The 13,755-nt window shown below is 71.9% G+C and carries 11 protein-coding genes; 5 read left to right on the top strand and 6 right to left on the bottom strand.

The window, feature by feature from the left end; genetic code table 11:
• Positions 1–73 precede the first annotated feature (73 nt).
• The 3 genes from HQK15_RS09740 to HQK15_RS09730 are packed head-to-tail and all read left to right on the top strand — an operon-like array spanning position 74 to position 2,452.
• On the top strand, positions 74–355 hold the full coding sequence (locus HQK15_RS09740; RefSeq protein WP_173491280.1) for a hypothetical protein: 282 nt from the start codon (positions 74–76) through the stop codon (positions 353–355).
• Positions 342–1,871 (top strand): WXG100 family type VII secretion target, encoded by a 1,530-nt coding sequence (locus tag HQK15_RS09735; protein WP_173491279.1) that lies wholly within the window; start codon positions 342–344, stop codon positions 1,869–1,871. Before HQK15_RS09740 ends, HQK15_RS09735 begins: the two co-directional genes overlap by 14 nt.
• The gene (locus HQK15_RS09730; protein ID WP_173491278.1) at positions 1,868–2,452 is read left to right on the top strand and encodes a hypothetical protein; all 585 of its coding nucleotides are present in this window, start codon (positions 1,868–1,870) and stop codon (positions 2,450–2,452) included. Before HQK15_RS09735 ends, HQK15_RS09730 begins: the two co-directional genes overlap by 4 nt.
• On the opposite strand, the gene treZ is transcribed toward HQK15_RS09730, so the two are convergent.
• The 4 genes from treZ to malQ form a co-directional block, all read right to left on the bottom strand.
• The gene (treZ, locus tag HQK15_RS09725) at positions 2,431–4,062 is read right to left on the bottom strand and encodes a malto-oligosyltrehalose trehalohydrolase (protein WP_173491277.1); all 1,632 of its coding nucleotides are present in this window, start codon (positions 4,060–4,062) and stop codon (positions 2,431–2,433) included. The genes HQK15_RS09730 and treZ overlap by 22 nt on opposite strands.
• A 76-nt stretch (positions 4,063–4,138) precedes the next feature.
• Positions 4,139–6,424 (bottom strand): malto-oligosyltrehalose synthase, encoded by a 2,286-nt coding sequence (gene treY, locus HQK15_RS09720; protein WP_173491276.1) that lies wholly within the window; start codon positions 6,422–6,424, stop codon positions 4,139–4,141.
• Positions 6,421–8,556 (bottom strand): glycogen debranching protein GlgX, encoded by a 2,136-nt coding sequence (gene glgX, locus HQK15_RS09715; RefSeq protein WP_217361575.1) that lies wholly within the window; start codon positions 8,554–8,556, stop codon positions 6,421–6,423. The genes treY and glgX overlap by 4 nt, the downstream gene beginning before the upstream one ends.
• Positions 8,546–10,537 (bottom strand): 4-alpha-glucanotransferase, encoded by a 1,992-nt coding sequence (gene malQ / locus HQK15_RS09710; protein WP_173491275.1) that lies wholly within the window; start codon positions 10,535–10,537, stop codon positions 8,546–8,548. The genes glgX and malQ overlap by 11 nt, the downstream gene beginning before the upstream one ends.
• 107 nt (positions 10,538–10,644) lie before the next feature.
• Here malQ and HQK15_RS09705 point away from each other — a divergent pair, with 107 nt between their 5' ends.
• A complete protein-coding gene (locus HQK15_RS09705; protein ID WP_173491274.1) occupies positions 10,645–11,139 on the top strand; it encodes a hypothetical protein in 495 nt (164 codons plus the stop codon).
• Between the two features lie 12 nt (positions 11,140–11,151).
• On the opposite strand, the gene HQK15_RS09700 is transcribed toward HQK15_RS09705, so the two are convergent.
• Both HQK15_RS09700 and HQK15_RS09695 read right to left on the bottom strand, forming a co-directional pair.
• A complete protein-coding gene (locus HQK15_RS09700) occupies positions 11,152–11,931 on the bottom strand; it encodes an enoyl-CoA hydratase/isomerase family protein (protein ID WP_173491273.1) in 780 nt (259 codons plus the stop codon).
• A 111-nt stretch (positions 11,932–12,042) separates the two neighbouring features.
• Positions 12,043–12,453 (bottom strand): hypothetical protein, encoded by a 411-nt coding sequence (locus HQK15_RS09695; protein WP_173491272.1) that lies wholly within the window; start codon positions 12,451–12,453, stop codon positions 12,043–12,045.
• 141 nt (positions 12,454–12,594) lie between these two features.
• Here HQK15_RS09695 and HQK15_RS09690 point away from each other — a divergent pair, with 141 nt between their 5' ends.
• Positions 12,595–13,749 (top strand): S1C family serine protease, encoded by a 1,155-nt coding sequence (locus HQK15_RS09690; RefSeq protein ID WP_173491271.1) that lies wholly within the window; start codon positions 12,595–12,597, stop codon positions 13,747–13,749.
• The last annotated feature ends 6 nt before the right edge of the window (positions 13,750–13,755 follow it).

The raw sequence follows: 13,755 nt of genomic DNA, 5'->3' as shown, positions 1-13,755 counted from the left end.
CGACGTCCACAGGTCGTCCGGTTCGGGCGCCTCACCCCCTCCCTGGGCGACACGATGTCACTACAGTGCTGCCATGGGCATCGACATCGAGCCGGGGGGCGTCCTGAAGGCCTGGGCGATCGGTCTGCGCGCCGACACCGACCTCGACACCGCCAGCGGCCTCACGTCCGCCGCGGCGGGCACCGACATGGCAGGGCTGCAAGCGACCCTGACCTCAGCGGCCGACCACGTCGCACAGGTCCTGGCAGTCGCCTCGGCCGTCATGGGCGAGACGACGTCGACGATCGACGGCTGCCTCGCCGAGTACGCCGCGAGCGACGGCCGGTCGACGGGACGGTTCCATGGGCTTCGGTGACGACCTCCTCGCGGCCGGCGAGGATGCCCTCGACGAGACCATCGAGAACCTGCGATCGGTGCTGGCCCGGCTCGAGAACATCGACTTCTTCCCACCGTGGGACGCCGCGCAGACGATCGTCGACGCGGTCGCGACCGCGATCGAGGTCGCCACGACTCCCCCCGACCCCGACCCCGTCGACGTCGAGGCGGCCGCCGACGCCTGGGGATCGATCGCGACCAGCGTCGACCGCGGCGCCGTCGACCTGACCCGCTCGCAGCAGGCCATGACCGTCCAGGTCTGGGAGGGCGACGCGGGCAACGCCGCGCGCATTCACCTGGGCCAGCTGACCGACCGCGTCGAGACCGTCACCACGGCGGCCGAGAAGGTCCGCGGCGCGCTGATCACGGTGTCGGACGACATGACCGCGGCCCGGGAGCGCCACGGCTCGGCCTACTCGATCCTGACCGAGCACCTCGACATCTCGTGGGGCGACATGTTCCCGTGGGAGCTGGTGTCGAAGCTCAAGAACATCGTCGGCGACTGCATCGATGCCGTCGAGGCCCTCATCGGGTCCTACCAGGACGCCGCCTCGACCGTCGCGACCGCCCGGCGGCTCATCGTCGCGGCGATCGACGCGATCGAGCTGCCGGCCCACCTGCCCGACGGCGTCAGTCCCGCCAGCGTCGTCAACGCGTGGGACGGCGACGAGTCCGGGGCCCTGCGCGGATCGGTGCTCGAGCGGGCCGACGACGCGCTCGACGACATGTCCGCCAAGGACCGCACGGCCGCCCAGCAGCTGCTCGACGGCGCCGACGGCGACGAGGAGAAGGCCTGGATCCTCGCGGCCATCGCGTCGGGCCTGAAGGGCTCCGACCTCGACAAGTACGCCGGACAGCTCGCCACGATGACGCCCGAGCAGATCGACGCCCTCGACCCGGGCACCGCCGACGACGGCACCTACACGCAGCCCGACCAGACGACGTGCGGGTCATCGACGCTCGTGATGTCGAAGATGCTCAACGACCCGGCCTACGCGATGTACATCGCCACCGGCCACCACCCGGTCACGGGCGAGACGTCCGATCTGTCACCGTCCGAGCTGTTCGACCAGGAGTCGCTCGACATGCACGAGCAGACCAACGGCCTGACCGACCACGACGACGACCTCCAGGTGCCGTGGCCCGGCCCCTTCGGCACCTCGCCCTCGGGCGTCATCCACCAGATGGGAGGCGACGGCGGGTCCGGCATCCCCGGGTCGACCTACGACACCGACCTCACCGACCCCAGCTCGCCCGCCGCCGACTACGACAGCATCGTCGCGGCGACACAGGACGGCGAGACCGTCCCGCTCTACGTCGGCGACGAGAAGATCCCGCGCCACGTCGTGCTCGTGACGTCGAGCTCCGACGACTCGCTGACGATCTACGAGCCCTCGGCCGGCGAGACGATCACGGTCTCCCGCGACGACTTCGAGAACGGCACGGTCGACGTCGCCGGCTGGACCAAGCCCTGGCTCGCGGTGACGCCGTCGTGAGACGTGCCGCCGCGCCGCTGCTCGTGCTGGCAGCGGCCGTGCTGCTGGCGGGCTGCCCCGCGGCGCCGCAGGAGGAGCTCAAGCCTGACGCGGTCGACCGCGAGCGCGTCGCCCGCATCGAGAAGGACCCGTGGGCCGCCCCGACCACGACGTCGCTCCCCCGCCAGGCCTACGGGTCGAACGGGCTGCTCGTCCGGAAGGCGGGCGTGCGCGAGGAGACCCTGCCCGGCGACGACAACCGCCCCATGGTCCGCGACGAGGTGGACGCGGCGATCGGCGACGGCTGGGCCCTGGTGGGCGCGGTCTGCGACGAGCTCGGCGTCGAGGAGGTCCAGCTCACGCGCGGCACGACCCTCGACGACACGGCCCGGGCCACGATCGTGCCCCAGCCCGAGGGCACCCGGGATGCACCGGCCTACCGCATCGTCGTCACGGTGTACGTCCCCCACCACGCCGATCGCGGCTGGCCTCGCCCGGAGCCCGTCGACCCCGCGAGCACCTGCGTCTCAAGCCCCAAGACACCCTCGGTCGAGGTCGACGACGTCGCCAACGGGTCGCCCTACCCCGCCACGACCTCGTAGGTCTCGGCGGCGAAGTCGACCCGCACCCGCATCGCGCCCCGGTGCATCACGAGCCACGAGTCGTCGTCGGCGACGTCCACGGCGAAGCCGTCGAGCGACGGGTCCGCGAGCTCGGGGTGGCGACGGCGCAGCGCGATGAGCGAGCGATAGGTCTGCAGCATCTCGGCGTGGCCGGGCTCGGCCACCTGCGACCAGTCGAGCGTCGACCGCTCGACCGTGGCGTGGTCCATCGGGTCGGGCACCTCGGACTCGCCCCAGCCGTGCCGGCCGAACTCACGACGCCTCCCGGTGCGCACGGCCTCGGCGAGCTCGGGATCGGGGAACGAGGCGAAGAACTGCCACGGCGTGCTCGCGGCCCACTCCTCCCCCATGAACAGCATGGGCGTGTAGGGGCCGAGCAGGACGATCGCTGCGGCGCAGGCCTGCAGCCCCGGCGAGATCGTCGCCGAGATGCGATCGCCGGTCGCCCGGTTGCCGATCTGGTCGTGGTTCTGCAGATAGGCGAGGAACGCCGTTCCGGGCAGCTCCGCGGTGTCGACCGGCCGGCCGTGCGTCCGGTCCCGGAACGACGACCAGGTCCCGGCGTGGAAGAACGCGCCTCGCAGCGTCGTGGCCAGCGCGCCCGGCGCCGCGAAGTCGGCGTAGTAGCCGTCGGTCTCGCCCGTCACGCGGACGTGCAGCGCGTGGTGCAGGTCGTCCGACCACTGGGCGTCCATGCCGATGCCGTGGGACGCCCGGGACGTGACGGTGCGCGGGTCGTTGGCGTCCGACTCCGCGATCAGCGTGAGCGGGCGTCCCAGCGCCGCCGACATCCGCTCGGTCTCGGCCGACAGCTCCTCCAGGATCGGCAGGGCCCGCCGGTCGACGAGGGCGTGGACGGCGTCGAGCCGCAGCCCGTCGACGTGGAAGTGCTCGAACCACGTCATCGCGTTGTCGAGCACGTAGCGCCGCACGTCGTCCGAGCCGGCGCCGTCGAGGTTGAGCCCGGGCCCCCAGTCGTTCTGGCCCGCGAAGTAGGGCCCGAAGCGGTCGAGGTAGGCCCCCGACGGCCCGAGGTGGTTGTAGACGACGTCGAGCAGCACCCCGAGACCGCGCTCGTGGCACGCGTCGACGAACCGCTTGAACCCGTCGGGCCCCCCGTACGGCTCGTGCACCGCTCCCCAGAGCACCCCGTCGTAGCCCCAGCCGTGCGGGCCGTCGAAGGAGTTGACCGGAAGCACCTCCACCAGGTCGATGCCGAGGTCGACCAGGTGGTCGAGGCGCTCGATCGCGCTGTCGAACGTGCGCCCGGGCGTGAACGTGCCGATGTGCAGCTCGTAGACCACGGCGCCGGCGAGCTCTCGTCCCGTCCAGGCAGCGTCGGTCCAGGTGAAGAGCGAGTGGTCGTACGCGCGGGACGCCTCGTGCACGCCGCGCGGCTGCCACGCCGACCGCGGGTCGGGCAGCGGTGTCTCGTCGTCGCCCAGGACGAACGCGTAGTCCGTGCCGTGGGAGACGTCGACGGCCGCCGACCACCAGCCGCTGCGCTGCCACGGCCGCATCTCGTGGTCGGTGCCGTCGACCCGCAGGCGGACGCGCTCCAGGTCGGGGCACCACACCGTGATCGTCATGCCGCCGAGCCTAGGCGAACCTGCGGTGAGCGCCGCCACCGTCCCGAGCCGACGCCTCCCACGCGCTCGACCACGGTCAGCCCCGCACCAGCAGGGCGACGGGATAGCGGCCGAGCACGTCGGCCAGACGCACGTCGCCTCCCTCGACCGAGGCGCCCGTGAACGCGTCCGTCCACTCGCCTGCGGGCAGAGGCAGCGTCGTGTCGCCCCAGCCACCGAGCCGCTCGAGCCCGACCGGGAGCCGCGTCGCCACGACCACGAGGTCGTCGCTGCGGCCGAAGGCGATCGCATGGTCGGCGGCGACACCGGTCGACGTCAGCGGCGTGTAGCCACCGAACAGCTCCGGACGCTCGCGGCGGAGCCTCAGCGTCCGCAGCACGACCAGCATCTTCGCCGCGCCGGAGACGTCGACCTCGGGGACGAGACCCTCCTCGAAGCGGCTCAACAGCTCGCGCCGCAGCCCGTAGTCGACCTCGCGCCGGTTGTCGGGGTCGACCAGCGAGAAGTCCCACAGCTCCGTGCCCTGGTAGACGTCCGGCACGCCGGGGCCCGCCAGCTGGAGCAGCTTCTGCGACAGGGAGACGGTCCAGCCGGCCGGGGTGATCTGCTCGACGAAGGCCGTCACCTCGTCACCGAGCTCGGCGGCCACCCGGGCGGGCCAGGCGGCGATCCTCGCCTCGAACGCCTCGTCCGGCTCGGTCCACGTCGTGCGCAGCTTGGCCTCCTTGGCGGCCTTGAGCAGGTAGTCCGACAACCGGTCGTCGCCGATGGGGTGGGCGCCGACGAGGGTCTGCCACGCCAGCAGGCCCAGCGCCGGCTCGTCGATGCCCCATCCCGCATCGACGGACCGCTGCGTCCAGTCGGCCACGAGGCCCGTGAAGTCGTCGGCGACCTCGGACAGCACGATCATGCGGGCGCGGGTGTCCTCCGACCGCTTGGTGTCGTGGGTCGTCAGCGTCGTCATCGTCGCTGGCGAGTCCTCGTCGCGGGCCGCGGCCAGCCGGTGGAACTCCTCCACCCCGATGCCCCAGTGGTCAGGTGAGCCACCGACCTCGTTGAGCGCGGCGAACCGCGTGCAGCGGTAGAACGTCGTGTCCTCGGTGCCCTTGGCCACGACCATCCCCGAGGTCTGCTGGATCCGGGTCGCGAGCTCGCCCCCGGGATCACCCCGCACCTGCTCGTCGAGCGCCGCGAGGGCGTCGGTCAGGTCGGGCCGCCGTGAGGTGGCGCGCACGATCGCGGCGGCCCACTCGTCGGCGACCTCCGGCAGGTACGACCGGTAGACGCCGAAGGCGATCATCGTCTCGGCCACGGCGGCGCGCGCGGCGTCCTCGGGGACGTCCGCGACCAGCCCCGCGATGCGCCGCACCTCCGCGACGAGGATCGTGTCGGTCACGAGGCGACGCGCCTCCTCCTCGACCGCGGCATAGTCCGTCCGCACACCGAGGACGTCCGCCAGCCGCGTGAAGGGCTCCTCACCGGCCGGGTCGAGCAGCACGCCCGCGACCTCGCCCAGCGCGTCGTAGCCCGTGGTGCCGTCCACCGGCCACGAGGCCGGCAGGTGCTCGCCCGGGTGGAGGATCTTCTCGATCACGATCCAGGCGTGCGGCGCACGCTCGCGCAGACGTCGGACGTAGGCTCCGGGATCGGCGAGCCCGTCCGGGTGGTCGATGCGCAGGCCCGTGACGTCGCCGTCCGCGACCCAGCGCAGCACCTCGCGGTGCGCGACCTCGAAGACGTCGACGCGGTCGACCGCCACCGCGGCGAGCGTCGTGATGTCGAAGAAGCGGCGATAGCTCAGCTCCGCGTTGCCGCGACGCCAGTCGACCAGCTCGTACGGCTGCCGGTCGTGGACCTCCTGCGGCGTCCCGTCCGCCGACCCGGAGATCGGGAAGCGGTGGCCTGCGTAGACCAGCTCGTCGTCCTGCACCGTCAGCGCCGACACGTCGTCGGCCGACCCGAGCACCGGCACCAGGATGCGCCCGCGCGACCAGTCGATGTCGAAGTAGTGCGCGAACCCGGATGCCTGTCCGGCCTTGAGGACGTCCCACCAGAACGGGTTGGCCCTCGGCACCTCGACCGACATGTGGTTGGGCACGATGTCGACCACGAGGCCGAGACCGGTCGCCCGCGCGGCCTCGGCCAGGCCGACCCGAGCCTCCTCGCCACCGAGCTCCGGGCGGGCCACGCGGGGATCGGTGACGTCGTAGCCGTGGGTCGATCCCGGCGTCGCGTCGAGGATCGGGGAGACGTAGACCGCACCGACCCCGAGCGCCCCGAGGTAGGCCACGACGTCACTCGCCTCCGCGAACCCGAACTCCGGACGCAGCTGCAGCCGGTAGGTCGAGGTCGGAGCGCTCATGACACCCGCTGCAGGACGACGAGCGAGCGGGCCGGCAGGTTCATCGTGGCGTCCGAGGCGTGCATCGCCCCGCCGACCTGCTCCACGATGCCGGTCGAGGTGTCGACCACCACGGTCCAGCTCTCGCCGTAGTCACGGTCGGGCAGCACGAGCTCGATGTCCTCGTGGTGCGCGTTGAAGGCCATGAGGAACGAGTCGTCCACGACGCGCGCGCCGCGCGTGTCGCGATCGGCGATCGCGTCGCCGTTGAGGAACACGACGATCGACTTGCCGAAGGCGTCGTCCCAGTTCTGCTCCTTCATCTCCTCGCCGGAGGGCGTGAACCAGGCGATGTCGCGCAGCTCGTCGGCCTTGCGGATCGGCTTGCCCTGGAAGAACCGCCGCCGCCGGAAGACCGGGTGCCGGCGACGGAACGCCGTCACGGCGGACGTGAACTCCATCAGGTCGGTCTCGCCCTCGTCGAGGTGCCAGTCGACCCAGGCGACGTCGTTGTCCTGGCAGTACGCGTTGTTGTTGCCACCCTGCGTGCGTCCGAGCTCGTCGCCGTGCAGGATCATCGGCACACCCTGCGACAGCAGCAGCGTCGCCATCAGGTTGCGACGCTGCCGGCGCCGCAGGTCGAGGATCTCGGGGTCGTCGGTCGGCCCCTCCACCCCGGAGTTCCACGAACGGTTGTCGTCGGCGCCGTCACGTCCGTCCTCGCCGTTGGCCTCGTTGTGCTTGTCGTTGTACGACACGAGGTCGTCGAGCGTGAACCCGTCGTGCGCCGTCACGAAGTTGACCGAGGCGTACGGGCGCCGGCCGTTGTCCTGGTAGAGGTCGGACGAGCCGGTGATGCGCGACGCGAACTCGCCCAGCGTCGACGGCTCGCCGCGCCAGAAGTCGCGCACCGTGTCGCGGTAGAGGCCGTTCCACTCCGTCCACAGCGGCGGGAAGTTGCCGACCTGGTAGCCGCCGGGTCCGACGTCCCACGGCTCGGCGATGAGCTTGACCTGGCTGACCACCGGGTCCTGCTGCACGAGCTCGAAGAACGTGGCCAGCTTGTCGACGTCGTAGAACTCGCGAGCCAGCGTCGCGGCGAGGTCGAAGCGGAAGCCGTCGACGTGCATCTCGGTGACCCAGTAGCGCAGCGAGTCCATGATGAGCTGCAGGGTGTGCGGGCTGCGCACGTTGAGCGAGTTGCCGGTGCCGGTGTAGTCCATGTAGAACGACGGATCGTCCTCGACGGTGCGGTAGTAGGCGCAGTTGTCGATGCCGCGCATCGAGAGCGTCGGCCCGAGGTGGTTGCCCTCGGCGGTGTGGTTGTAGACGACGTCGAGCACGACCTCGATGCCGGCCTCGTGCAGGGCGCGCACCATGCCCTTGAACTCCTGCACCTGGCCACCGGGCTGTGCGGCGTACGCGTCGTGCGGGGCGAAGAAGCCGATCGTGTTGTAGCCCCAGTAGTTGGTGAGGCCCTTCTCGTCGAGGTAGTGGTCGGTCACGAACTGGTGGACCGGCAGCAGCTCGATCGCCGTGACGCCGAGGTCCTTGAGGTGGCGGACGATCGCGGGGTGCGCGATGCCGGCGTAGGTGCCGCGCAGCACCTCGGGCACGTCGGGGTGGTTGATCGTGAGCCCCTTGACGTGCGCCTCGTAGACGACCGACTCGTTGTAGGGCGTGCGCGGCGGGCGGTCGTTGGACCAGTCGAAGAACGGGTTGACGACCAACGAGTAGGGCACGTGCCCCGCGGAGTCGTCGTCGTTGCGCGCATCGGGGTCGTCGAGGTCGTAGGAGAACAGCGACGGGTCCCAGTCGATCTGGCCGGTGACGGCCTTGGCGTAGGGGTCGATCAGCAGCTTGGCGGGGTTGCAGCGCAGCCCCTGCTCGGGGTCGTACGTGCCGTGCACCCGGTAGCCGTAGCGCTGCCCGGGGCTCACGCCCAGCAGGAAGCCGTGGTGGACGAAGCCGTCGACCTCGTCGAGCCGGACGCGCGTCTCGGTGCCGTGCTCGTCGAAGAGGCAGAGCTCGACGAACTCGGCAACCTCCGAGAACAGGGCGAAGTTGGTGCCGGTGCCGTCGTACGTGGCTCCCAGCGGATAGGCACTGCCGGGCCAGGGCTGCACACGGTCTCCTTCGAGGTCATCGCTCATGGTCGACCGCTCGCGCTGCTCGCAAGGGCTCGATGGCCTGCTGTACCCCGTCGTCGGCAAAGAACGCGTCGAGGTCGACCGGCAGCGGGATGCGCCAGTTGGGGTACTCGTCGATCGTGCCGGGGAGGTTGGGCTGGCGAAGGTCACCCACCACGTCGCTCGGCGAGCTCAGCACGAGACGTGAGCCTGCGCGAGCGATGGCGGCGTGGAGCGCGACGACGATGCTGGCGGTGTCGTCATCGTCGTGGGCGATGCCCTCGGACCGCAGCAGGTCGAGCAGCGCCGCCTTGTCGGCCGCCGCCTTGGCGTAGGCCTCGTCCTCGGGTCCGTCGAGCAGGTCGAGCGACGCACGGAGGCGGACGTGCTCGGCACGGAGCCAGCCGCTGGCGGTCGGCAGGTCGTGGGTCGTGACGCTCGCCATCGCCTCGACCGCCCAGTCCTCGGGCCGGTCGTGGGGCTGGCCGGGAGCGTCCCAGTCACGCTCGAACCAGAGCACGGCCGAGCTGAGGATGCCGCGGCGGTGCATCGTGTCGGTGACGACGTCCTCGACGGTGCCGAGGTCCTCCCCGACGACGATCGCGCCGGCGCGCTGGGCCTCGAGCATCAGGACGCCGACCATCGCGTCAGGGTCGTAGTGGACGTACGTGCCGCGGTGCGCGGGCTCCCCCGGCGGGATCCACCACAGGCGCCAGAGTCCCGCGACGTGGTCGATGCGGATGCCGTCGGCGTGCCGCAGGACGCTGCGCACGACGTCGCGGAAGGGCGTGTATCCCGACGCGGCGAGGGCTCGAGGCTTCCACGGCGGAAGGCCCCAGTCCTGGCCCAGCTCGTTGAACGCGTCGGCGGGACAGCCGACGCGGACGACGGGGGCGAAGTCGTCGCGGTGAGACCACGTGTCGGGCCCGCCGGCGCTGACGCCGACCGGCAGGTCGTGCACCACGCCCACCGGCATGCCGGCGGCCCAGGCGGCGTCTCGCGCCGCGTCGAGCTGCTGGCGGCACAGCACCTGGAGCCACGCGTGGAACCCGATGCGGTCGGCGAGATCGACCTGCACCTGACGGACCGCCTCGCCGTCGGGGTCCTGGAGCGAGGCCGGCCAGTCGCGCCAGTCACCGCCGTGACGCTCCGCGACGGCGCAGAACGTGGCGAAGGTCGCGAGCTCGTCGTCAGCGCGGGTGCGTTCGTCCTCGGGCCGGTGGGGCCAGAGCAGCTCGAGACCAGCGAGCTTGGCGTCCCACACGGCGTCGTGGTCGATGAGCGGGCCGAGCTCGGGCCTCAGCGCGTCGACCCGGGCCCGCACGTCGTCGGGCGCCGCAGCGTAGGCGGCCGTGTCGCTCAGGCGCAGGTAGAGCGGGTTGGCGAAGCGGCGGCTCGCCGGGGAGTAGGGCGAGCGCTGGATCGGGTGCGTCGGGCTGACGGCCTGCACGGGGTTGACCAGCAGCACCCCCGCGCCCTGCTCGTCGCCGGAGCGACGGGCCATCTCGGCGAGGTCGCCGAAGTCGCCCATGCCCCACGAGGCGTCGGAGTGCAGCGCATAGAGCTGGAGCATCCAGCCCCACGTCCGCGACACCTCGGGCATGCGGTCGGGCACCACCAGCAGCGCGACGTCCTGGTCGGCGGTGACGATGCGGTGGTAGCCGAGGGGCAGGTCGTCCGGCACGGCGTCGACCTGGTGGGTCGTGCCGTCCTCGAGCACGATCCGCGCCGGCGCGGGCAGGTCGCGGCCGGAACCGGCGACGACGACCACCGTGGCAGGCAGACCGGCTCGGGCAGCGGCGTCCCGGGCCGATCGCAGGCTCGCCTCGACGGCGTCGGGGCTCGCGGCGTCGACGTCGAGCATGCCGAGGACAGCGACGACGATCGGGGCGTCGACGAGCACCTCGGTGCGGTCAGATCCCTCGTAGGACGTCGCGACGCCGTGCAGCGTCGCGAGCTCGGCGAGGTCCGGCGGGCAGGGGGTCGGCGGCACGTGCTCCAGCATTGCCGACCGTGCCTGAGGACGCCAATCCGCCCGTGGACCCGGGTGAGTGGTTTGCCCCGCCCGGTGGCGGGTACGCCCTGGGGAACATTTCGAGAGGGAGGGACGACATGTCCGACATCGACTGGTGGGTCTGGGCCCTGATCGCCATCGCCGTGGTCGCGGTGATCGTGCTGGGGGTCGCGGCCTCGAGACGAGCACGGGTGCGCAAGACCGTCGCACGCCGCGACCAGGCAGCCGGCCTGCGCGAGGAGGCCAGGGGCGTCGAGGTCGAGGCCCGCCGCAAGGAGGCCGACGCCTCGACCATCCGTGCCGAGGCCGAGCAGGCCCGCGTGGAGGCCGAGCAGCTCGACCAGGCCGCGACCGAGCGCGAGCGCGAGGCCGCTCGTGCCCGTGGAGCGGTGGAGGAGCGGCTCGCCGAGGCCGATCGCATCGACCCCGACGTGACCGGGGACGTCGCGACGGGCTCCCACGTCGACCGCACGGCCACCGAGGAGCCGGCGGCGCCCTCGGCAGCAGCGCCTGCGCACGCCGCGCCGGTCGACACACCGCCCGCGGGCGGTGTCGACCCGGACGGCAGCACGGTCACCGACCGACGCGCCTGACGCAGGCGAGCCTCAGCTGCCGCTGAACGTCGCCTTGCCCGGCCCGTTCTCGACGAACGAGTCCATGCCGGCCTGGCGGTCGTCCGTCGCGAAGAGGCTGGTGAACTCCGCCCGCTCGATGTCGAGGCCGGTCTGCAGATCGACCTCGATGCCGCGGTCGACGGCGTTCTTGGCGGCACGGAGCGCGAGCGCGGGTCCGCCGACGAACTGCGAGGCCCACTCGACGGCCTTGGCATAGACCTCGTCGGCCGGGTGCACCTGGTCGACCAGGCCGATCGCGAGCGCCTCCTGGGCATCGACGAAGCGGCCCGAGAAGATCAGCTCCTTGGCCTTGGCCGGTCCGACCAGGCGGGTCAGCCGCTGCGTTCCGCCTGCTCCGGGGATGATGCCGAGCAGGATCTCGGGCTGGCCGAGCTTGGCGTTGTCGGCAGCGAACCTCAGGTCGGTCGCCATCGCGACCTCGCAGCCACCCCCGAGGGCGAAGCCGGTGATGGCCGACACCGTGGGCTTGCCGATAGCCGCCAGGTCGCGCGTGAACGCCTGCAGGAAGTGGCCTCGCCTGACCATGTCGCCGTACGACATCGCCGCCATCTCCTTGACGTCGGCGCCGGCCGCGAAGACCCGCTCACCGCCGTAGACGACGACGGCGGCGACGTCGTCGCGTGAGTCGGCCTCCTGCGCCACCGCGGACAGCTCGTCCTGGACCTGCGCGCTGAGGGCGTTCATCTTCGGCCGGTCGAGCCGGATCGTGCCCACGCCGTCGCTGACCTCGAGTCGTACGAACTCGCCCACGATGTCCTCCTGAAAGCTCATCGACGCCCGCGGCGAGCGCCGTCGCCCCGAGCATAGGGGCCGTCGTCACGCGACACGTCGAGCGGGCGGGCGGCCGGAGGGGCCGATGGCTCAGCCGATCTTGCCGGCGAGCACGCAGTACGAGAAGAACGCGACGCCGAGCACCATGCCGACGTGGCCGAGGATCGACAGGAACGGGCCCTGGGCCCAGCTGTCGTCGGTGGCGTCGGCGGCGTGCCGCCCTCCCCCGGGCAGCCAGCGCGCCAGGATGAGCAGCCCGATGATCGCCTCGATCCACCAGACTCCCGCGGCCGCGTAGCCGAGGCCGTCGCTGGGTGACGACAGGTAGTAGCCCGCGACCGCGAGGGTCACGACGCCGACGACGGTGTGAGCGTTGACCAGCCCGTCGGAGATCTGGGCATGCCCGGCCTGGGCCTCGTTGGCGTGCAGCCGCAGCCTCGTCAGCAGCACCACCACACCCGCGAGGGCGACCAGCATCCACAGGATGTTCTCGAGTTCCACCGTGGCATCGTGGCACAGGTCACAGCCGACGGGTACTCCATCCGTCCGGTTCGACGTCCTATCCGCCTCCCGGGCGGCTCACAGCCTGCGCCCAAGAAGGACGACTTGTCTGGAGTCACCAGCACCCCAGGAGGCTCCCCCATGACCCAGCACACCACCCTCGTCCCCCGCCGTCCGCGCGGTCGTCTCGTCCTCGCCGGCATTGCCGCGAGCGCCGTCGGACTGACCGGCATCGGCTACGCCACGTCGTCCGGTGCGTCGGCGGTGACGACCGACGTGCAGCGGCCGTCGAGCGTCCAGCAGCCGTACGCCGGAGGCTATGGCGGCACCTACGGCGGGACGTTCGGACCACCGGCCGCGACACGGTCCCAGGGCACCGAAACCGAGGCGGTCGACGCCACCGCCGCCCAGGAGGTCGGACTCGTCTACATCACGACGACGCTCGACTACGGGACCGGACAGGCCGCCGGCACCGGCATGGTGCTGACGTCGGACGGTGAGATCCTCACCAACCACCACGTCGTCGAGGGTGCGACGGCCATCGAGGTCGAGGTCGTCTCGACCGGGCAGACCTACACCGCGGACGTCGTCGGCTACGACAGCACGCACGACGTCGCGGTGCTGCAGCTCGAGGGCGCCTCGGGGCTCACCCCCGTCACGACCGACGCCACCGGAGCCGTCGCGGTCGGCGACGACGTCACCGGCGTGGGCAACGCCAACGGCGACGGCGGGGCGGCCAGCGCAGCGGCGGGCACTGTCGTCGCTCTCGACCAGTCGATCACGGTGTCGGACGAGCAGGGCGGTGCGTCGTCGCGGCTCAGCGGCCTCATCCAGGTCGACGCCGACATCATCTCGGGTGACTCCGGAGGAGCCCTCTACGACGAGGACGGCGAGGTCGTCGGCATGAACACCGCGGCGACCAGCGGCTCGGCCGACGTGACCGGCTACGCCGTCCCCATCTCGCAGGCGCTCGCCATCGCCGACCAGATCGAGTCGGGCACCGCGTCCGCCACCGTGCAGATCGGCAACCACGGCTATCTCGGCGTGCAGCTCTCGTCCGAGGTCACCGGCGCGCTCGTCGCCGGCGTCGTCGACGACTCCCCCGCCGCGTCCGCCGGGCTCACCGCCGGCAGCACGATCACCTCGTTCAACGGCAGCCCCGTCACGTCCGCCGACGCCCTGTCGGAGGCCGTCGCCGGGCTCGCGGTCGGCGACCGCGTCACGGTCGCCTGGACCGACACGGCGGGACAGGCGCACACCGAGACCATGACGCTCGGCGACGGGCCCGTCGGCTGATCTTGT

This window comes from Aeromicrobium stalagmiti (genome assembly GCF_013283745.1).
GTDB classification, from domain to species: domain Bacteria; phylum Actinomycetota; class Actinomycetes; order Propionibacteriales; family Nocardioidaceae; genus Aeromicrobium; species Aeromicrobium stalagmiti.
This window is presented reverse-complemented; position numbering and strand designations above follow the sequence as displayed.

Bases quoted from the DNA above. Each gene is read 5' to 3' on its own strand.
- treY (WP_173491276.1), bottom strand. From the start codon at position 6,424: ATGAGCGCTCCGACCTCGACCTACCGGCTGCAGCTGCGTCCGGAGTTC.
- malQ (WP_173491275.1), bottom strand. From the start codon at position 10,537: ATGCTGGAGCACGTGCCGCCGACCCCCTGCCCGCCGGACCTCGCCGAG.
- HQK15_RS09740 (WP_173491280.1), top strand. From the start codon at position 74: ATGGGCATCGACATCGAGCCGGGGGGCGTCCTGAAGGCCTGGGCGATC.
- glgX (WP_217361575.1), bottom strand. From the start codon at position 8,556: ATGAGCGATGACCTCGAAGGAGACCGTGTGCAGCCCTGGCCCGGCAGT.
- treZ (WP_173491277.1), bottom strand. From the start codon at position 4,062: ATGACGATCACGGTGTGGTGCCCCGACCTGGAGCGCGTCCGCCTGCGG.
- HQK15_RS09705 (WP_173491274.1), top strand. From the start codon at position 10,645: ATGTCCGACATCGACTGGTGGGTCTGGGCCCTGATCGCCATCGCCGTG.
- HQK15_RS09735 (WP_173491279.1), top strand. From the start codon at position 342: ATGGGCTTCGGTGACGACCTCCTCGCGGCCGGCGAGGATGCCCTCGAC.
- HQK15_RS09690 (WP_173491271.1), top strand. From the start codon at position 12,595: ATGACCCAGCACACCACCCTCGTCCCCCGCCGTCCGCGCGGTCGTCTC.